Annotated in this window: 16 protein-coding genes and 1 pseudogene; 9 read left to right on the top strand and 8 right to left on the bottom strand. The window is 73.2% G+C overall.

Annotation, left to right across the window (positions count from 1 at the left end; genetic code table 11):
* Window positions 1-9: 9 nt before the first annotated feature.
* From ABT295_RS13710 to ABT295_RS13700, 3 genes are read left to right on the top strand one after another with little or no spacing between them, the layout of a single operon-like run.
* Window positions 10-1,509, top strand: a complete 1,500-nt coding sequence (locus ABT295_RS13710; RefSeq protein WP_352394959.1) for a CoA-acylating methylmalonate-semialdehyde dehydrogenase — start codon at window positions 10-12, stop codon at window positions 1,507-1,509.
* 41 nt (window positions 1,510-1,550) lie between these two features.
* Window positions 1,551-2,483: a TIM barrel protein gene (locus tag ABT295_RS13705; protein WP_352394958.1), complete on the top strand. Its 933-nt coding sequence runs from the start codon at window positions 1,551-1,553 to the stop codon at window positions 2,481-2,483.
* A gap of 17 nt (window positions 2,484-2,500) precedes the next feature.
* Complete coding sequence (locus ABT295_RS13700; protein WP_352394957.1) at window positions 2,501-3,505, top strand: Gfo/Idh/MocA family protein; 1,005 nt, start codon at window positions 2,501-2,503, stop codon at window positions 3,503-3,505.
* A gap of 151 nt (window positions 3,506-3,656) precedes the next feature.
* On the opposite strand, the gene ABT295_RS13695 is transcribed toward ABT295_RS13700, so the two are convergent.
* Window positions 3,657-4,100, bottom strand: coding sequence for a ferritin-like domain-containing protein (locus ABT295_RS13695; RefSeq protein ID WP_352394956.1), 444 nt, complete (start codon window positions 4,098-4,100; stop codon window positions 3,657-3,659).
* Window positions 4,101-4,204: 104 nt separating this feature from the next.
* Here ABT295_RS13695 and ABT295_RS13690 point away from each other — a divergent pair, with 104 nt between their 5' ends.
* Window positions 4,205-4,621 carry a nitroreductase family deazaflavin-dependent oxidoreductase gene (locus ABT295_RS13690; RefSeq protein WP_352394955.1) on the top strand — a complete coding sequence of 139 codons (417 nt, stop codon included), beginning with the start codon at window positions 4,205-4,207 and terminating at the stop codon, window positions 4,619-4,621.
* A gap of 18 nt (window positions 4,622-4,639) precedes the next feature.
* On the opposite strand, the gene ABT295_RS13685 is transcribed toward ABT295_RS13690, so the two are convergent.
* A complete protein-coding gene (locus ABT295_RS13685) occupies window positions 4,640-5,752 on the bottom strand; it encodes a GTP-binding protein (protein WP_352394954.1) in 1,113 nt (370 codons plus the stop codon).
* 183 nt (window positions 5,753-5,935) lie between these two features.
* Between ABT295_RS13685 and ABT295_RS13680 the strand changes: the two genes are divergently transcribed.
* Window positions 5,936-6,436, top strand: a complete 501-nt coding sequence (locus ABT295_RS13680; protein ID WP_352394953.1) for a hypothetical protein — start codon at window positions 5,936-5,938, stop codon at window positions 6,434-6,436.
* Here ABT295_RS13680 and ABT295_RS13675 read toward each other — a convergent pair.
* From ABT295_RS13675 to ABT295_RS13665, 3 genes are read right to left on the bottom strand one after another with little or no spacing between them, the layout of a single operon-like run.
* Complete coding sequence (locus ABT295_RS13675) at window positions 6,393-7,415, bottom strand: Gfo/Idh/MocA family protein (RefSeq protein WP_352394952.1); 1,023 nt, start codon at window positions 7,413-7,415, stop codon at window positions 6,393-6,395. The two genes, ABT295_RS13680 and ABT295_RS13675, sit on opposite strands and share 44 nt — an antisense overlap.
* Window positions 7,416-7,431: 16 nt before the next feature.
* Window positions 7,432-8,418: a sugar phosphate isomerase/epimerase family protein gene (locus tag ABT295_RS13670; protein WP_352394951.1), complete on the bottom strand. Its 987-nt coding sequence runs from the start codon at window positions 8,416-8,418 to the stop codon at window positions 7,432-7,434.
* A 46-nt stretch (window positions 8,419-8,464) separates the two neighbouring features.
* The gene (locus tag ABT295_RS13665) at window positions 8,465-9,646 is read right to left on the bottom strand and encodes a Gfo/Idh/MocA family protein (protein ID WP_352394950.1); all 1,182 of its coding nucleotides are present in this window, start codon (window positions 9,644-9,646) and stop codon (window positions 8,465-8,467) included.
* A gap of 147 nt (window positions 9,647-9,793) precedes the next feature.
* Between ABT295_RS13665 and ABT295_RS13660 the strand changes: the two genes are divergently transcribed.
* Both ABT295_RS13660 and ABT295_RS13655 read left to right on the top strand, forming a co-directional pair.
* Entirely contained in the window at window positions 9,794-10,822 is a 1,029-nt protein-coding gene (locus tag ABT295_RS13660) for a LacI family DNA-binding transcriptional regulator (RefSeq protein WP_352394949.1), read from the top strand.
* Window positions 10,819-11,400, top strand: a pseudogene (locus ABT295_RS13655) (4a-hydroxytetrahydrobiopterin dehydratase); the annotation flags it as partial. The gene ABT295_RS13660 and the pseudogene ABT295_RS13655, both read left to right, overlap by 4 nt.
* A 149-nt stretch (window positions 11,401-11,549) precedes the next feature.
* On the opposite strand, the gene ABT295_RS13650 reads toward ABT295_RS13655, so the two are convergent.
* Window positions 11,550-12,344 carry an alpha/beta fold hydrolase gene (locus ABT295_RS13650; protein ID WP_352394948.1) on the bottom strand — a complete coding sequence of 265 codons (795 nt, stop codon included), beginning with the start codon at window positions 12,342-12,344 and terminating at the stop codon, window positions 11,550-11,552.
* Window positions 12,341-13,387, bottom strand: a complete 1,047-nt coding sequence (locus ABT295_RS13645; protein ID WP_352394947.1) for a LacI family DNA-binding transcriptional regulator — start codon at window positions 13,385-13,387, stop codon at window positions 12,341-12,343. The genes ABT295_RS13650 and ABT295_RS13645 overlap by 4 nt, the downstream gene beginning before the upstream one ends.
* Before the next feature lie 117 nt (window positions 13,388-13,504).
* On the opposite strand from ABT295_RS13645, the gene ABT295_RS13640 reads away from it, so the two are divergent.
* Window positions 13,505-14,545, top strand: a complete 1,041-nt coding sequence (locus ABT295_RS13640) for a Gfo/Idh/MocA family oxidoreductase (RefSeq protein ID WP_352394946.1) — start codon at window positions 13,505-13,507, stop codon at window positions 14,543-14,545.
* Complete coding sequence (locus ABT295_RS13635; RefSeq protein ID WP_352394945.1) at window positions 14,545-15,369, top strand: TIM barrel protein; 825 nt, start codon at window positions 14,545-14,547, stop codon at window positions 15,367-15,369. The genes ABT295_RS13640 and ABT295_RS13635 overlap by 1 nt, the downstream gene beginning before the upstream one ends.
* Here the strand turns inward: ABT295_RS13635 and ABT295_RS13630 are convergent.
* Window positions 15,353-17,575 (bottom strand): glycogen debranching N-terminal domain-containing protein, encoded by a 2,223-nt coding sequence (locus ABT295_RS13630; RefSeq protein WP_352394944.1) that lies wholly within the window; start codon window positions 17,573-17,575, stop codon window positions 15,353-15,355. The genes ABT295_RS13635 and ABT295_RS13630 overlap by 17 nt on opposite strands.
* Window positions 17,576-17,631 lie beyond the last annotated feature (56 nt).

Genomic DNA, 17,631 nt, shown 5'->3' with positions numbered 1-17,631 from the left:
GACAACGCCATGAGCACGCCCACCCGCATCACCCACCTCATCGACGGCCGGCCGTGGGCCGGCACCGCCGAGCGCACGTCCCCCGTCTTCAACCCGGCCACGGGCGAGCAGACCGGTGTGCTCGACCTCGCCTCGGCCGCGCTCGTCGACGAGGTCGTCAAGTCCGCCGCCGCTGCGTGGGACGAGTGGGCCGACGCCTCGCTCGCCCGGCGCTCGGGTGTGCTCTTCGCCTTCCGCGAGCTGCTCAACGAGCGCAAGGAGGAGGTCGCGGCGCTCATCACGGCCGAGCACGGCAAGGTGCTCTCCGACGCGCTCGGCGAGGTGACGCGCGGCCTCGAGGTCGCCGAGTTCGCCTGCGGCATCCCGCACCTGCTGCGGGGCGGCTTCTCGGAGAACGCCTCGACGAACGTCGACGTCTACTCGATCCGCCAGCCCCTGGGGGTCGTCGCCGTCATCTCGCCGTTCAACTTCCCGGCCATGGTGCCGATGTGGTTCATCCCGGTCGCCATCGCGTGCGGCAACGCCGTCGTGCTCAAGCCCTCGGAGAAGGACCCGTCGGCGGCGTTGGCGGTGGCGGCGCTGTGGAAGGAGGCCGGCCTGCCCGACGGCGTCATGCAGGTCGTCAACGGCGACAAGGAGGCGGTCGACGCGCTGCTCGAGCACCCCGACGTCAGGTCGGTCTCGTTCGTCGGCTCGACGCCCATCGCGAAGTACGTCTACGAGACGGGCACCGCGCACGGCAAGCGGGTGCAGGCGCTCGGCGGAGCCAAGAACCACATGCTCGTGCTGCCCGACGCCGACCTCGACCTGGCGGCCGACGCGGCGGTGAACGCCGGTTTCGGCTCAGCGGGGGAGCGCTGCATGGCGATCTCGGCGCTCGTCGCGGTCGAGCCCATCGCCGACGAGCTCGTCGGCAAGATCAAGGACCGCATGGGCAAGCTCGTCACCGGTGACGGCACCCGCAGCTGCGACATGGGCCCGCTCGTGACCGCTCAGCACCGCGACAAGGTCACCTCCTACCTCGACGCCGGGGTGGCCGAGGGGGCGACGCTCGTGGTCGACGGGCGACAGGACTCCTACGACTCCGACGGCGAGGGCTACTTCCTCGCGCCCACCCTCTTCGACGACGTCAAGCCGGGCATGTCGCTCTACGACGACGAGATCTTCGGTCCGGTGCTGTCGGTCGTGCGGGTCCACTCCTACGACGAGGGGCTGGAGCTCATCAACAGCAACCCCTACGGCAACGGCACGGCCATCTTCACCAACGACGGTGGCGCGGCCCGCACGTTCCAGCGCAACGTCGAGGTCGGCATGGTCGGCGTCAACGTGCCGATCCCCGTCCCGGTGTCGTACTACTCCTTCGGCGGGTGGAAGAACTCGCTCTTCGGTGACACCCACGCCCACGGCCTGGAGGGCGTGCACTTCTTCACCCGCGGCAAGGTCGTCACCTCGCGCTGGCTCGACCCCAGTCACGGCGGCCTCAACCTCGGCTTCCCCCAGAACGACTGACCGCTCCCGACCCACCACCCTCCCGAGAGGAACGACCGACGATGGCCGAGTCCAAGGCCCGCAACACCGACGAGCGCTACAGCAAGCTGACGATCGGAGTCTGTCCTGACCAGTGGGGCGTGTGGTTCCCCGAGGACGACAAGCAGATCCACTGGGAGACCGCCCTCGACGAGATGGCCGAGGCCGGCTTCTCGGTGATGGAGACGGGGCCCTTCGGCTACTTCCCGAAGGACCCGAAGCGCCTGCAGGAGGAGATGGACCGGCGCGGCTTCCGGGTGGTCGCCGGCACCGGCTGGGGCATCCTGCACAAGCCGGAGGCGTGGGCCGACACGGAGAAGACGTTCCGCGAGATCGCCGAGACGCACGCCGCCGTCGGTGCCGAGTACATCGTGCACCTGCCCCCGCTCTTCCGCGACGACAAGACGTGGGAGTTCACGGACGACCGCGTCCTGTCCACCGAGGCCTGGAACACCTACATCCGCAACGCCGATCGGCTCGGACGCATCATGAAGGAGGACTACGGCCTCAGGATGGTGCTGCACCCCCACGGCGACAGCCACATCGAGACGCCCGAGGACATCGACCGCGTCTTCTCGGCCACCGACCCCGACTACGTCGGCTTCTGCCTCGACACCGGCCACATCGTCTACGGAGGCGGCGACCCGATGGAGCTCTGCCGCACGTACCCCGAGCGCATCTCCTACGTCCACATCAAGGCGATGGACGAGGGTCTGGTCAAGCAGGCCCACGACGAGGACTGGCCGTTCGGCCTGGCCGTCGCCAAGGGCTGCTCGGTCGCGCCGCCTGCCGGTGCCCCCGACATGCCGGCCTTCGTCGAGGCCCTCACCGACCTCGACAAGGAGCTCTACGTCGTCTGCGAGCAGGACATGTACCCGTGCGACCCGTCCTACCCGCTGCCCAACGCCATCCAGACCCGCGAGTACCTCGCCTCCATCGGCCTCGGCCTCAAGTGACGAAGGAGTCACACGACATGACTGTTCGCATCGGGATGATCGGGCCGGGCGGCATGGGCCAGGCGCACATCGACCGCATCCACACGGTCATCGCCGGCGGCCGCGTCGTCGCGGTCTCGGACGTCGACCCGGCCCGCGCGGCCGAGGTGGCGGCGCGGATCGACGGCACGGCCTACGCCACCTCGGCGGAGCTCATCGCGGCCGACGACGTCGACGCCGTGATGATCTGCAGCTACGGGCCGGCCCACGAGGTCGACGTCCTGGCCGCGATCGAAGCCGGCAAGCCGGTGTTCTGCGAGAAGCCGCTGACGCCGACCGCCGAGGCGGCGTTGCGCATCATGGAGGCCGAGCAGGCCGGAGGGCGACGCCTGGTCACCGTCGGCTTCATGCGCCGCTTCGACCGCAGCTACCGCCAGATGAAGGCGCTGCTCGACTCCGGTGAGCTCGGCGAGACGCTCATGGTGCACTGCGCGCACCGCAACCCGACCGTGCCCGAGCACTACACGTGGGACATGGCCATCAACGACACCGCGATCCACGAGATCGACACGATGCGATGGCTGCTCGGCGAGGAGTTCGTGTCGGCGCGCGTCGACAAGCCGAAGCGGACGTCGCTCCGCTTCGAGCACCTGCAGGACCCGCTCGTCCTCGTCCTCGAGACGGAGTCGGGGGTCCGCGTCGACGACGAGATCTTCGTCAACTGCCAGTTCGGCTACGACATCCGGTGCGAGGCCGTGGCCGAGAAGGGCACGGTGAGCCTCGCGGACCAGAACGCCGTGGAGGTGCGTGACGGCTCGGGCCACCGCAACTCGGTCGCACGGGACCACAACGACCGCTTCTGGGGCGCCTTCGTCACCGAGGTGCAGGAGTGGATCTCGGCCGTCGCGCGCGGTGAGCACACGGGCTCGACCGCGTGGGACGGGTATGCCGCCGCGTGCGTCTGCGACGCAGGTGTCCGCGCGCTGACCGACGAGGGTGTCGTCAAGGTCGAGATGATCGCCAAGCCCGACTTCTACGCCTGAGCGACACTGCGCCCGGCGGCGCCCCGCGCCCGGGCAGGCACGGGACGCCGGGCCCTCTGCATTGCGTCGTCCGGTGACGCAGCTCCCGATCGGAAGGCTGCGTCAGCCGGGGACGCAATGCAGATCGTCGAGGGGCATACCTGCTGGCGGCTCAGTCGGCGGTCTGGAGCGCCTTCACCTCGTCGCGGGCGGCGACGACGGCAGCGTGCTGGCGGCTGACGACCTCGCGGAAGCCGGCGCTCAGGTCCTGCTCGAGGCCCTTCTCGTACTCCGACACGGCGTGGTCCTCGCCCGTGGCGGCCGCGCCGAGCACGCTCCCCGCGTCGTCGCCGGTCAGGGCGTCCTTGAGGGAGATCCAGCCGCGGTGCAGGGTCGCCGCGACGGAGCCGCTCTCGTCGACGTCGTCGCCGTACTCGTGGCCCATCTCGACGATCTCGCGGCGGAACCCGGCGCGCTGCTCGGCGAGCCGCTGCAGGGTGGTGGCCCACTCGGCACGGTCGCTGTCACGCAGCTTCTCCGCGGCCGAGGTGAAACCGCGCTCACCGTCCTTGAGGGTCTCGACGAGCTCCTTGGCGACCTTCGCGTCGTCCGACATGTGCACTCCTTCGATCCAGGGTCTTCGGTCCCCGTGCTCCTACCCGGCGCGGCCCGGCCGGCAACGCCGCGACCCCGCCGCAGGGCTGGCGTAGCGTGGCGAGCATGAGCGACTGGAACGACAAGGTCATCGCCGAGTTCCGGGCGAACGGGGGCCGGGTCGGGGGCAACTTCGAGGGGGCGCCGCTGCTGCTGCTCCACACGACCGGCGCGAGGTCGGGCGAGGCGCGCATCAGTCCGATGATGTACCAGGCCGTCGACGGGGGGTGGGCCGTCTTCGCCTCCTACGCCGGCCTCGACGTCAACCCGGCCTGGTTCCACAACCTCCGGGCCCACCCCGACGTCGCCGTCGAGATCGGGGTGGACGGTGTCGTCGAGACGATCGACGTGCGCGCCCGCACCCTGTCGCCCGAGGAGCGCGAACCGGTCTGGCAGGAGCAGAAGCGCCGCTACCCGGGATTCGCCGAGTACGAGAGGAAGACCGACCGGGTCATCCCCGTCGTGCTGCTGACGCGCCGCTGAACCCGCGCGGGCCCGGTCTCAGGCGGCGAAGCGGACGTCGCCGAGCCACGGCTCGAAGCCGTCGGACGGCCGGTTCCACGACGGTCCGTGCGGGCCGAGCTCGGCGTCGGTGAGCAGGCTCCGCTCGAAGGCCGACCGGATCGCGTCGCGCTCGGCCTCGCTCGTCAGCGAGCAGAGCCCGGTGACGACGAGTCGGGTGTGCACGCGCGAACGACCCCACGAGCCGAGGGCGCCGATGCTGACCTGCCCACCGGCGCCGTCCCAGCCGAACGCCTGCCCCGGCCGGGTGGGCAGCCAGAAGCAGCCACGGGAGCGGTGCGGACCGTTGCCGATCAGGGCGAGGTGCGCGTGGAGCCGGTCGGGATGGAACGGCCGGTTCGACCGGAGGTCGAGCCGCCACACGGCGGGTGAGGCGGTCGGTGGCAGGGCGGCGGACCGGGTCTCGGACACCCACGCCTCCGTCTCCCGGTGGTCGTGCAGGCCGTCCACGAGGAGGGCCGTCGGCACGGCCTCGCCGTCGGCCGCGACCACGGCGGAGGGCCTGGCGAGCGCCCGCACCAGGTCGAGCGCCTCGTCGTCGGCGTCGCCGTGCACCGTCACCACGTCGGCATACTCCACCAGGGCGCCGGCGGTCTCGGCGAGCCCGCGGCGGTCGTCCTCCGCAGTGTGCCGCCCCAGCTCGGCGAGCAGCGCGTCGCTCGTGAGCGTCCCGACGAGAGAAGGGCCGTCGAGCGCAGCGATCACCGCCGCCACGCGCACCGCCGCGCCGACCGGGCCGTCATCGTCGAGCCCGACGGCGCGGCACACCTGCAGCGCCTCGGTGGTCAGCGGAAGGTGCGCGACGATCGCTGCCCAACGGTCGAGCTCGGCCAGCCGGCGGAGGGTCGGCACGATGTCCTCCCGGATCGCGCAGCTGGTGCACGCGTGCGCGAGGTCGAGCGACTCGCGCTCGAGCACGCCCGTCACGTCGCTGATGACACGGTGCAGGCGCCGGGTCCCGATCTCGATGCGGTGCGAGACGACGACGGCGTCGGGCAGGTCCCACTGCAGAGCGATCGTCGCCGCCGCCGCCGTGGCGACCTCGTCGACACCGGTCACGAGGTAGGTGCGCGTGCCGGCTGGAGCCGTCATGGGCAGTCCTTCGTTCTCGATACCGATAACCGTTCTCAGTATGGCGTGAGGTCCGCCCGCCGGCAAGCGGCGCCCACCCACCCGTATCTGCGGTCGCCCCCGACGCACCTATGAGGGTGACGCGACCGCGCCACCCACGCGGGCCGATCCGGCCCACGACGGCACCACCGAAGGGCGAGCACGATGTCTTCCATCCTTTCCTCCACCATGTCCCGCACGAAGAAGCGCGCCATCGGCGCGGGGGCCGTCCTCGCGGTCGCCGCGGGCGTCTCGGCCACGATGCTGGCGCCGGCCCAGGCCATCCCCGGCGTGCAGAAGGCCTGCGCCTTCGACGTGTCGACGAACACGGCCGTCAACGGCTGGCGTCCGGTGAACTCGGTCGTCAGCGTCAACGACGGGCCCACGTCGCGCTACATCCTCGTCAACTTCAACGCCGACGCCGGGGTCGACACCCTCGCCGAGATCCGAGTGGGCTACAGCATCGACGGGGGGCCGGTGCAGATCTTCGGTGCGCAGAACTTCGCCAACCACACCGAGTACTGGCAGACCCGCCACAACATGGTCGTCATGGTGGTGCCGTCGGGCACCCACACCATCCGGCCCTACTGGCGGATCAGCGGATCGGTCGGCAAGAACGGCGTCATGGGCGCTCGCTGCCTGACGGCGGAGGCGTACACCTCCTGAGCCCCGCCGCCGCGTAGACGGCGTCGACGAGCTCGGCGTTGCCGACGGCCCAGCCGGCGTCGGTCGTGACGGCGCGGCCGTTGCGGACGGCGCTGGCCAGGGCCTCGAGCTGGTAGGTGTAGCTCGTCCGGGTGCCGAGGTGCTCGACCACCTCGGGCTCGCCGTGGCGCCGGATGACGAGGGAGTCGTCCTCGTGCGGCACCGGGAACATCGGCACGACGATCTGACCCCGGGAACCCGTCACGGTCAGTGCCATGTCGCGCTCGGGGGCGTCCATGTCGCTGCCTCCCGCGCAGGTCGCCCCATCGGGGTAGACGGCGTCGAAGAACAGCCGTTCGTCGACCCCGGGGTGGCCGGACCGCTCGGCGCCGCGCGCCGCGACGACGCGCGGCTCGCCGCCGACGAAGCGGCCCAGCAGCCGGAGCGCAGCGATGCTGTAGCACCCGAGGTCCATGGTGGCGCCGCCCCCGAGCGCCCCGGACCAGCGCGGGTCGCCGTCGGGGGGTGCCGGCATCCGCAGCACCGCCTCGACATGGCGGACCTCGCCCACGGCGGACTGGTCGAGCAGCGCGCACAACCGTCGCACGAGCGGGTGGTACGGGAAGTGGAACGCCTCCATGAAGACGACGCCGGATGCCGCCACGGCATCGCGAACGCGGCGCGCGTCGGCCGGGTCGGTCGCGGACGGCTTCTCGGCGAGCACGTGCTTGCCCGCCTCCGCTGCGCGGGCGTTCCACTCCGCGTGGAGCGAGTTGGGCAAGGGGTTGTAGACGACCTCGACGTCGGGATCCGCCAGGACGGCGGCATACGACTCGACGACGCGCTCGACGCCGTGCTCGTCGGCGAAGCGCCGGGCCCGGGCGACGTCGCGCGCCGCGACCGCCACGAGGCGGTGCCCCGTGGCCGCCGCCGGCTCGACGACGCTGAGGGGCGCGATGCGGGCGGCGCCGAGGATGCCGATGCGGAGCGGCTGCGTCACCACCGTCGCCATGCGCTCAGATGCCCCTCTCGGCCTCGATGAGGGTGTCGGCGGCGAAGCGCAGGCCCTCGAGCTGGTCGAGCTCCTGGTCCTCGTGCTCGATGTTGACCGGCATGTCGGGGTCGACCTCGTGCAGCGCGCGGAGGAACTCCGTCCAGTAGGCGGTGTCGTGGCCGCGGCCGACCGCGACGAAGTCCCACGACGGGCTCTTCGGCCAGCCGCTCAGGGTCGTGCCCCCGCCGAGCGGGAGGTAGCCCTTCTCTCCCTCGGCGACACGGTGGAAGCTGTCGTCGATGACGCCGTTGACCTTCGCGGCCTCGTTGATCCGCGTGTCCTTGGCGGCGGCGACGAAGACGAGCTCGCCGAGGTCGGCGACGGCCAGCACGGGGTCGATGCCCTGCCAGAACAGGTGGCTCGGGTCCATCTCGGCGCCGACGTGGGTGGCGCCCGTCTCCTCGACGAGCCGGTGCAGGGTGCGCGGGTTGAAGACGATGTTGCCGGGGTGCATCTCGATGGCGACGCGGACGTCTGCGGCCGCGGCGCGGGCCTGCACGTCCTTCCAGTAGGGCACGGCCACGCTCCACTGGTGGTCCTGGACGTCGAGGAACGGGCTCCACCAGGGGAGCGGGTTCCACACGGGGACGGACGTGCCGGGCTCGCCACCGGGGGCGCCGGACATGGTGATGACGCGAGGCACGCCGAGCAGGGCTGCGAGCTCGATGGACTCGAGGAGGTCCTGCGAGTGCGGGAAGCCGGCCGCGGGATGCAGCGGGTTGCCGTTGCAGTTGAGGGCCGTGAGGGTGAGGCCGCGCGAGCTGAACTCCCCGAGATAGTCCTGCCGGGCCTGCTCGCTCGCGCGGAGGTCGATGACGGGCAGGTGGATGGGCGGCAGGAAGCCGCCGGAGTTGATCTCGACACTCGTCAGGCCGAGGCCCTTGATGATGTCGAGGGCCTCGCCGAGCGGCCTGTCTCCGAGGCAGGCGTTGTAGGCACCGAGCTGCATGGGATCGTTCCTTCTTCGTCGGGACGTGCTTGGGGTGGTGGGGAACTCAGCTGAGGAGCACTCGGGCGCCGTCGGCCGCGGCAGACCGCGCGACGGCGTCGATGACGGTGAGGTCGCGCACCCCGTCGTCGAACGCAGCGACCTTGGGCAGGCCGCCCTCGATGCCGGCGACCTGCTCGAGGAAGGCGCGCGCCTGGTAGCCGAAGAGATCACCGACGCCGTAGGAGCAGCCCGGGAAGTCCATCGGCAGACCGCCTTTCACGTAGGGATGGGCCGGGCCGGCGAGCACCTGGTTGTAGCCGTCGAGCCCGTCGTCGCGCAGCTGCCGGATGACGGAGAACTCCGCGGGCCGGTCCATGTCCCACTTGGCGGCGCCGTGCTCGGCCATGAGGTCGAAGGCGAGGGAGTTCGCGTGGCCGGGAGCGATGCGCGAGATGGAGAAGGTGCCGACGGCGCCCGACGCGAAGTGCGCCGTGAAGGTGGCGACGTCGTCGTTCTCGACCGGCTCACGCACGTCGGACAGCTCCGCCTTCGCGTGACCGTAGGTCGTGCCGAGGGGCACGGCCCGCTCGGTCACCTTCGTGGTGAACGCCCCTCCGCTGACGGAGGTCATCGGGCCGCAGACGAACTCGGCGAGGTCTATGAGGTGGCTGCCGATGTCGGCGAGGGCCCCGGTGCCGGGGCCGCCCTTGTAGCGCCAGGCCATCGGGGTCTCGGCGCTGCGCGCGTAGTCGCACCAGTAGCGCCCGTTGAAGTGCGAGACCTCACCGAGCTCGCCGACGACGAGGTCGCGGATGGCGGCCACCGCGGGCTGGCGGCGGTAGACGAAGCCGACGCCGCTGACGAGCTCGGGGTGGGCCTCGGCCGCGGCGACCATCGCGCGGGCGTCCTCGAGGCTCGCGGCGAGCGGCTTCTCGCACAGCACGTGCTTGCCGGCGGCGAGCAGCGCCTCGACGATCTCGCGGTGCAGGTGGTTGGCGACGACGACGCTGACGACCTGGACGTCGTCGGCATCGAGCAGCTCGCGCCAGTCGGTGCCGTGCCGCTCGTAGCCGTAGCGGCCGGCCGCGTCCTTCGCGACGTCCTCGTTCGCGTCGATGACGGCGACGTGGCGGACGGGCGGCAGCGGCGGGTCGAAGAGCGTGGGGGCGGTGCGGTAGCCGGCGCAGTGCGCGCGGCCGGCCATGCCGGCGCCGACGACGGCGACGCCGATGGGTGGCTGCGTCATGGGATGTGCCTCTCTGGACATCTCGGTGGGGTCGCAGCCGTGTCTTAAAGCGCTTCAAGGCTACGATGGTCCCAGTGTGCGGATCCGCATCCCCCGCTGTCAACACTTTGTCCTGACAAACTCTCGAAAGCATTCACGAGGAGCCCCGTGCCGCCCCGCCCCCCGCGCCCCCGCCTCGACGACGTCGCCGCGCGGGCAGGCGTGAGCACGGCGTCGGTGTCGCTCGTGCTGCGGGGGCGGCCGGGCCCCAGCGCGGCGACGAGGGAGGCGGTGCTCGAGGCGGCGCGCGACCTCGGCTATCGCGCCGACCGCACGGCGAGCCTGCTCGCCCGACGCCGCACCCAGCTGCTCGGCGTGACGATGGACGTGCGCAGCACGTTCCACGCCGAGCTGCTCGAGGACCTGCAGGCCGCGGCCGACGAGCGCGGCTACGACCTCGTCGTGAGCCCACTGACCCGCACGCGCGACGAGCGCCGGGCCGTCGAGACGCTGCTCGACTTCCGCTGCGAGGCCCTCCTGCTGCTCGGCCCGCGCCTGACCGACCCCGAGCTGTCGGCCCTCGCCGAGGAGCACCACGTCGTGGCCATCGGCCGGCGCGCCCGAGCCGCCGGGGTCGACGTCGTGCGCGCCGCCGACGACGTCGGGGTCGTCCTCGCCGTCGAACACCTTGCCGGCCTCGGCCATCAGGAGATCGCCTTCGTCGACGGACCAACCGGACCGATCGCCACGCTGCGCCGCCAGGGCTACCGCCGGGCCCTGCGCCGCTTCGGTCTCGCCGATGGCGCCGACGTCGTCGCGGGCGGCGACGACGAGGAGTCGGGCGTCGCCGCGGCCGAGTCCCTCCGAGCCCGCCGGACCCCGATGCGCATGCCGTCCGCGGTCGTCGCGTTCAACGACCGCGTCGCGCTCGGGCTGCTCGACCGGCTGCGCCGCGACGGGCTCGACGTGCCGGCCGACGTCGCGGTCGTCGGCTACGACGACAGCCCCGTCGCCCGTCTCGCCACCGTCGACCTGACGAGCGTCAGCCAGGCCCCTCAGGCCATGGCGGTCGCCGCCGTCGAGGCGGCGACCCAGCGTCTCGACGACGGGCGCACGGATGCCGTCGACGTCGTCCTCGAGCCCCACCTCGTCGTGCGTGGCACGACGGCACCGCGCGGGCCACGCGACCCGGGATGACGGCATGCGCGAGCGGCGACGGGCTGCCGTCCGTCGGCGCGGCGGGCTACGGTCGGGCCATGGCCGACAAGCTCTCCCGTCGGGCGGCGTCCGACGCCCTGCCCGCGTGGCGGTTCCTGCTCCAACGCCTGCACCTCACGGTTCGCGCGCCCGATGCGGCGGCCGCCTTAGGGTTCGTCGGGCGGGTCGGGGAGGTGGCCGCCGCGCTCGGTCGCGGTCCGGACGTCGACGTGCGCGGTGACGTCGTGCACCTGGCGGTGTCGACCGCGTCCGTGGGAGGTGTCACCGACGACGACGTCGCGGTCGGGCGCGCCGTGGACGCCGTCGTCGCGGAGCTGGGACTCGCGTCGGAGCCGGGCACGCTCACGGTCGTCGAGATCGCGATCGACGCCATGGACATCGACGCGGTGCGGCCCTTCTGGGACGCCGTGCTCGGTTGGGACGTCGTGGCCCGCGACGACCTCCAGGACCCGCTGCGGCTCGGCCCGGCGGTGTGGTTCCAGCAGATGGACGAGCCACGGCCGCAACGCAACCGGATCCACCTCGACGTCACCGTCGCCCACGACGAGGCGCCGGGCCGCATCGAGCGGGCCCTGGCCGCGGGCGGGCGCCTCGTGTCCGACGACAGCGCCCGGCCTTCTGGATCCTCGCCGACCCCGAGGGCAACGAGGCGTGCGTCTGCACGTGGCAGGGGCGCGACCCCGCCCCGGCGGACTGAGGCCCGGCGTCACGCCCCGGATCGCGTCGCGTCGTCGGCGGCGAGGACGACGAGGTCGGCGACCGCGTCGGGGTGGGTGAAGAGGTTGTTGTGCGACCCGCCGAGCAGCGAGGTGCGCACGGCCGGGGCGCGGCGGGCCGAGCGGGCCAGGCGGTCCAGCCACGAGACCGGCACGAAGGCGTCGTGCACCCCTGCGGTCACCGTCAGCGGCACCGGGAGGTGGCCGACGCGCTGCTCGGGCGCGTCACGCAGTCCCGAGCGCAGCATCGCGACGATGCCCGTCCGGCCGCGGTAGAGCTCGGCAACGTCGACCTCCGCCGGGCCGTCGTCGCGGTAGGCGAGGGGAGTGGCGCCCGCCAGGCGCCACAGGCGGCGCTGCTCGGGTGCGAACGTCGTGCCGGCGAGCACGACCGAGAGGGCGCGCCGCCGGGCGCTGAGGGCGAGTCCGGCGGTCAGTGCGGCCTGCCCACCGGTCGAGTGGCCGAGCACCACGACCGGCCGCCCGCTGGCCGTCGCCTCGACCCAGCGGGCCGCGGTGAGCCCGACGGCGTGGATCGAGGGGCGCGTCGGCCACGGGAGGCTCGAGCCGAAGCCGGGCAGGTCGAGCACGGCCACGTCGAGCCCGCGCGCGACGAGCGCGCGAGCCGTCGGCACGGTGTAGAACGGCAGCCCCAGTCCCGGCACGATGACCACGAGCGGGCCCGTGCGGGAGCGCTGCTCGCCGACGGTCAGCGACCGCACGACCCGGCCCCGCACCGTCGTCAGGTGCTCGCAGGTGTCCGGGTCGGCTCGGCCGCGTCTCATGGCAGGTCCGGTCGGGGCCTCGGTGACGCAGCGTGCGCCGGTCGTGCGGTGCTGGACCGGACGACCAGCCCGGGCTCGACGACGACGCGTGCGGGGGCGACGGTGGTCGCGGCCGACTCGTCGAGCCGGTCCGCGAGGGCGCGGACGGTCTCGGCCCCGAGTCGTTCGGCATCCTGGCGCACCGTCGTCAGCGCCACGTGCGGGTAGCCGGCCTCGGTGATGTCGTCGAAGCCGACGACGGAGACGTCGTCCGGGACCCGGAGTCCGTGCTGACGCACGACGTCGACGAAGCCGATGGCGCACCGGTCGTTGAAGGCGGTGACGGCCGTGGGTCGCTCGCGCGGCGAGAGGTCGAGGAAGGCGCGTGCGGCAGCGGCTCCCTCGAGCTCGCTCAGCCCGCCGGGGAGGACGGTCTCCGCCAGGGCGGGGGAGCTGCGCAGGGCCGAGCGGTAGCCGCGCCGCCGCTCGGCCGCTCCCGCCGTGCGACCGCCGTCGAGCAACGCGATGCGGGAGTGGCCGAGGCCGCGCAGGTGCTCGACCGCGAGGCGCAGCCCGGCGGCGTCGTCGGTGCGCACGACGCCGACGTCTGCGCCCGGGGCGGGGCGCAGGACGCTGACCACCGGCACGCGCTCGGCCAGTCGCGTGAGCTGCGCCGGGGACTGGCTGCTGCCGAGCAGGACGATGCCCTCGCACCGCTCCGCGAGGAGCGTCTCGACGGCCGCCTCCTCGGACCGGGTCGGCGTGACGCCGCTCAGGACGAGCTCGTAGCCGGCGCCGTCGGCCTCGCGGTAGAGGCTCTCGAGCAGGTCACCGTGGAAGGCGTGGCCGACGCTGAAGGTGACGCCGAGCGTGCGGGTGCGACTGCTGCCGAGCCGGCTCGCCCGGGTGTCGGGGCGGTAGTCGAGCTCGCGCGCCGCCGCCAGGACGCGCTCGCGGGTGGCCTCGGACGCCCCCGGGACCCCGCGGAAGACGATCGACACGAGGGCGCGCGAGACGCCGGCACGTCGGGCGACGTGCTCCATCGTGACCCTCTCGCGTCCCACGCCGCGACTCTAGAGCGCTCCACAAGATGTGGCCAACCTCTTGACGGCCTGTGTGGCGGGCGGTTTCACTGGTGCAGCACTAGAGCGCTCTAGTCGACGATTTGCGAAGGAGCAGCCATGACGTGCACCGACCCCGTCCGGTTCGGGCTCATCGGAGCCGGACGCATCGGCACCCACCACGCCACGACCCTGGCCCGCCGGCTCGGCGAGGCCGAGCTCGTCGCGGTGGCCGACCCGCAGGAGGCGGCGGCCCGACGGCTCGGCGAGCACCTCGGCGTCGACTGGCTCACCGACCCCCAGGCGCTCATCGACGACCCGCGCGTCGAGGCCGTCGCGATCACGTGTGCGAGCACCGCGCACACGGCGCTCGTCGTCGCGGCCGCCGTGGCCGGCAAGGCGGTCTTCGTCGAGAAGCCGATGGCGATGACGCTCGCCGACGCCGACCGCGCCATCGCCGCGGCGCGCGCCGCCGGCATACCTCTGCAGGTCGGTTTCAACCGACGCTTCGCGCGTGACTTCGCGGCCGCGCACGCGACGGTCGCGGGCGACGGCGTCGGCACGCCGCAGCTGCTGCGCTCGCTGACCCGCGACCCCGGTCTCGCGAACCCGGCCGGGGTGCCGCCGTGGACGATCTTCACCCAGACGCTCATCCACGACTTCGACGCGCTCAACTGGTTCAACCCCGGCGCCAGGGCCGTCGAGGTGTCCGTCATGGCCGACGCGCTCGTCGCCCCGGACTTCAGGGACGCCGGCCTGCTCGACACCGCCGTCGTGACGATCCGCTACGACAACGGCGCCATCGCGGTGGCCGAGGCGAGCTTCTCGGCAGCCTACGGCTACGACGTGCGCGCCGAGGTCTTCGGCTCGGCGGGCATGGTGACGGCCGGCAGCCCTGCCCATCTGTCCACCGCCCACTGGAGCGCCGCCGGCGTCGTGAGCCCGACGGCCCGCGCCAACACCGACCTGTTCGCCGACGCGTATGCCGCCGAGCTCGCGGCGTTCTGCAGCGCCGTGCGCAGCGGGTCGCCGACGCAGGTCGGCGGTGAGGACGCCCGGGCCGCCCTGCGCATCGCGCTGGCCTGCATCGAGGCCGTCGAGACGGGCGGGACCGTCGCGGTGCGCGACCGCGACCGCGCGTCCGCCGGGGCCGGTGCCTGATGGGCACCCCCTTCACCCTGGCCGTCAGCTCCGAGATGGTCTTCGTCGACCTGCCCGTCGTCGAGCGGATCCGCCGGATCCACGCGCTCGGCTTCGAGGTGGAGATCTGGGACTGGACCCGCCACGACGTCGACGCGCTCGTGGCGCTGCGCGAGGAGGGCGTCGTCTTCTCCTCGATGACGGGCTACGTGCGTGGCCGGCTGACCGACGACGAGGGCGCGGACGAGCTGCTCGCGACGGCGGCCGAGTCGGTCGCCGTCGCCCGGCGTCTGGGCATCCCGCGCCTCAACCTGCACGGCACCGGCCTCGACGACCGCGGGCTGCCGGTGCGCCCGGAGCCCGTCGCCACCGGGCCGATGTGGCTGGCGGCCGAGCGCACGCTGCGCCGTGTCGCGGCGCTGGGGGAGCGCGAGGGCGTCACCTTCGTGCTCGAGAACCTCAACACCGCCGTCGACCACCCCGGGGTGCCGTTCGCGACGGCGGCCGACTGCCTCGCCCTCGTCGCGGGCGTCGACAACCCGCACCTCAAGCTGATGCTCGACCTCTACCACGCCCAGATCGGCGAGGGGAACCTCATCCAGCTCTGCCGGAGCGCGCTGCCGCACCTCGGTGAGGTGCAGGTGGCCGACGTCCCGGGCCGCTGCGAGCCCGGCACCGGCGAGATCGCCTACCCCGCCGTCGCGCGGGCGCTGGCCGAGATGGGGTATGCCGGCACCGTCGGTCTCGAGGCCTACGCGTCGGGCGACCCCGAGGTCGCGCTCGAGCGCTTCCGGGCCGCCTTCAGCCCGGAGGGGGCGGTCCGGGAGCTCAGCGCTCGAGCGTGAAGTCGGAGGGCAGGCCGTCGACGGCGACCGTGCCGTCGGCGGCGACCTCGACGGTCACGACGGCATCGCCGACCCGCAGCCCCGCGACGCGCAGCGCGCCGAACGGCGGACGTGCCGGGGGCCGCACGCGCACCGCGCGGTTCGGCACGTCGACGCTGATCCCCAGCGCGACCGTCAGCATCGCGACCGACGACGCGGCCGCCCACGCCTGCGGGCGGCACGACGCCGGGTAGGGCGCCGGGCGGCCGAAGACGGCGTCGTCGGCGAAGAGCTCGGGCAGGCGGTAGTCGAACGCCTCGCCGACGTCGAGCAGGCGCCGGGCCACGGCCGCCGCCTCCGTCGCGTGGCCCTCCCGGGCCATGCCGAGGGCGCAGATGGCCGTGTCGTGCACCCAGACGGAGCCCGTGTGGTAGCCGATCGGGTTGAAACCGCCGTTGTCGTTCGCGAGCGTGGCGATGCCGAAGCTGCCGAGCATCGTCGGCGCGGTCAGGGTCTCGGTGACGCGCCGGGCCTCGTCCGGCGTCAGGGCCCCGGTGCCGAGGGCGTGGCCCATGTTCGAGCCGACGCCGTCGACCGGCCGGCCGTCCCCGTCGATGGCCATCGCGAGGTAGCGGTCGTCCGGCCCGCCGACCCAGAAGCGGGACCTCATGCGGTCGCGGAGGGCCTCAGCCCACCGCTCGAGCGCGTCCGCGCGGGTGCCGTCCTCGCCGTCGGCGGTCCCGAACGTGCGCAGCAGGGTGGCGGCGGCGACGGCGGCCTCGACGGCATACGCCTGTGCCTCGACGAGCGCGATGGGCGACGCGGCGAGCGAGCCGTCGCGGAAGCGCATCGAGTCGCCGGAGTCCTTCCAGCCCTGGTTGACGAGGCCGTGACCGCTCTCGTCGACGTACTTGATGAGGCCGTCGTCGTCCGGGGTGGCCAGGTCGGTGAGCCAGCTCGCCGCGGAGCGCAGCGCCGGCAGGAGGTCGCGCACCTCGCCGTCGGGCAGGCCCCAGCGCCACGCGTCGTGCAGGAGGCAGATCCACAGCGCCGTCGCGTCGACCGTGCCCCAGTAGACGGGCGGCAGGTGGAAGGAGTCGGCGTCGTGGGCGTGCGACGTGCGGCGCAGCTCGTGCGGGATCTTGCCGGGCGCCTCGGCCGTGCTCGCGTCGTGCCTCGTGCCCTGGCGGCGGGCGAGCGCGCGCAGGGTGCCGCCGGCGAGGTCGGTCCCCAGCGGCAGCGCCATGCGGGCCGCCCAGAGCGAGTCTCGGCCGAACAGCGTCAGATACCAAGGGGTTCCGGCTGCGGCGAAGACGTCACGCAGGTCGGCGGGGTCGCGCAGGAGCAGGCTGCGCAGGTCGGTCAGGGAGGTCTCGAGGAGGCGGCCGAGGCGCGGGTCGCCCGCCTCGACCTCGAGCCGGTCGGGCCAGTCGACGGCATCCGACCCGGCGTCCGCGGCGAACATGCTCTCGCCGCGTCGCTCGGTGCCGACGACGACCTCGACCACGGCACGCGTGCCCGGCTCGATGCGGAGCGGGAAGGAGGCGCGCACCCCGTCGTCGCCGGTCGTGAGGGCCGCCGGCGCGGGGGAGAGCTCGACCCGCGTCGTCAGCTCGTCGCTCTGCCAGCCCGCGGAGGCGTCGCTCTCGCGCCGCGGGTCGAGCAGGTGCCCGGTCGCGAGCCCGGACTTGACGACGCTGATGTCGGCGCCGTCCCCACCGAGACGGACGACGAGCTCGGTCTCGACCGGGGCGGACGCCCGGGAGGTGACGACGACCTGCTCGCGGAGCACGCCCCCCGCCAGGTGGCGGCTGCGGTGCACCTCGACCGTGGGGTCGGCGCCGGGGTCACCGACGCCGCGCGCCGACGTGAGGAACTCGCCGCGCGCGCCGCGGGCGGCGTGCGCCACGTGCACTAGGTCGGCGCCGCCGAGTCCGACGACGAACTCCGAGACGACGCGCTGGTCGTCGACGAAGAAGCCGTGGGCGCCGCTGCCGCGCATCGCGCCGTCGGCGTCGCTGAGGGCCGTGCCGTTGCCGTCGACGCAGACGACGAGGTCGTGCAGCCACGGCTGGCGGCCCGCGACGTCACCGGGGGACGCCGGGAGGCCGGAGCCCGGGGAGTCGGGGGAGTCGGTGACGTCCGTGGAGTCCGTGGAGTCCGTCGCGTCACGGACGTCCTCGGCGTCCTCGATGCCCTCGACGTCCTGGGTCTGGTGCCTGCTCATCGGGCTCCTCCTCGTGCGTGCGCGGCGGTCGGGCTGTCCTGCGAAAACTACCGCGC

Source organism: Terrabacter sp. NPDC000476, assembly GCF_040300125.1.
Lineage (GTDB): Bacteria > Actinomycetota > Actinomycetes > Actinomycetales > Dermatophilaceae > Terrabacter.
The sequence above is the reverse complement of the archived record's forward strand: the minus strand, read 5'-3'. Positions and strand labels throughout refer to the sequence as shown.

Bases quoted from the DNA above. Each gene is read 5' to 3' on its own strand.
- ABT295_RS13710 (WP_352394959.1), top strand. From the start codon at position 10: ATGAGCACGCCCACCCGCATCACCCACCTCATCGACGGCCGGCCGTGG.
- ABT295_RS13705 (WP_352394958.1), top strand. From the start codon at position 1,551: ATGGCCGAGTCCAAGGCCCGCAACACCGACGAGCGCTACAGCAAGCTG.
- ABT295_RS13700 (WP_352394957.1), top strand. From the start codon at position 2,501: ATGACTGTTCGCATCGGGATGATCGGGCCGGGCGGCATGGGCCAGGCG.
- ABT295_RS13695 (WP_352394956.1), bottom strand. From the start codon at position 4,100: ATGTCGGACGACGCGAAGGTCGCCAAGGAGCTCGTCGAGACCCTCAAG.
- ABT295_RS13690 (WP_352394955.1), top strand. From the start codon at position 4,205: ATGAGCGACTGGAACGACAAGGTCATCGCCGAGTTCCGGGCGAACGGG.
- ABT295_RS13685 (WP_352394954.1), bottom strand. From the start codon at position 5,752: ATGACGGCTCCAGCCGGCACGCGCACCTACCTCGTGACCGGTGTCGAC.
- ABT295_RS13680 (WP_352394953.1), top strand. From the start codon at position 5,936: ATGTCTTCCATCCTTTCCTCCACCATGTCCCGCACGAAGAAGCGCGCC.
- ABT295_RS13670 (WP_352394951.1), bottom strand. From the start codon at position 8,418: ATGCAGCTCGGTGCCTACAACGCCTGCCTCGGAGACAGGCCGCTCGGC.
- ABT295_RS13665 (WP_352394950.1), bottom strand. From the start codon at position 9,646: ATGACGCAGCCACCCATCGGCGTCGCCGTCGTCGGCGCCGGCATGGCC.
- ABT295_RS13650 (WP_352394948.1), bottom strand. From the start codon at position 12,344: ATGAGACGCGGCCGAGCCGACCCGGACACCTGCGAGCACCTGACGACG.
- ABT295_RS13640 (WP_352394946.1), top strand. From the start codon at position 13,505: ATGACGTGCACCGACCCCGTCCGGTTCGGGCTCATCGGAGCCGGACGC.
- ABT295_RS13635 (WP_352394945.1), top strand. From the start codon at position 14,545: ATGGGCACCCCCTTCACCCTGGCCGTCAGCTCCGAGATGGTCTTCGTC.
- ABT295_RS13630 (WP_352394944.1), bottom strand. From the start codon at position 17,575: ATGAGCAGGCACCAGACCCAGGACGTCGAGGGCATCGAGGACGCCGAG.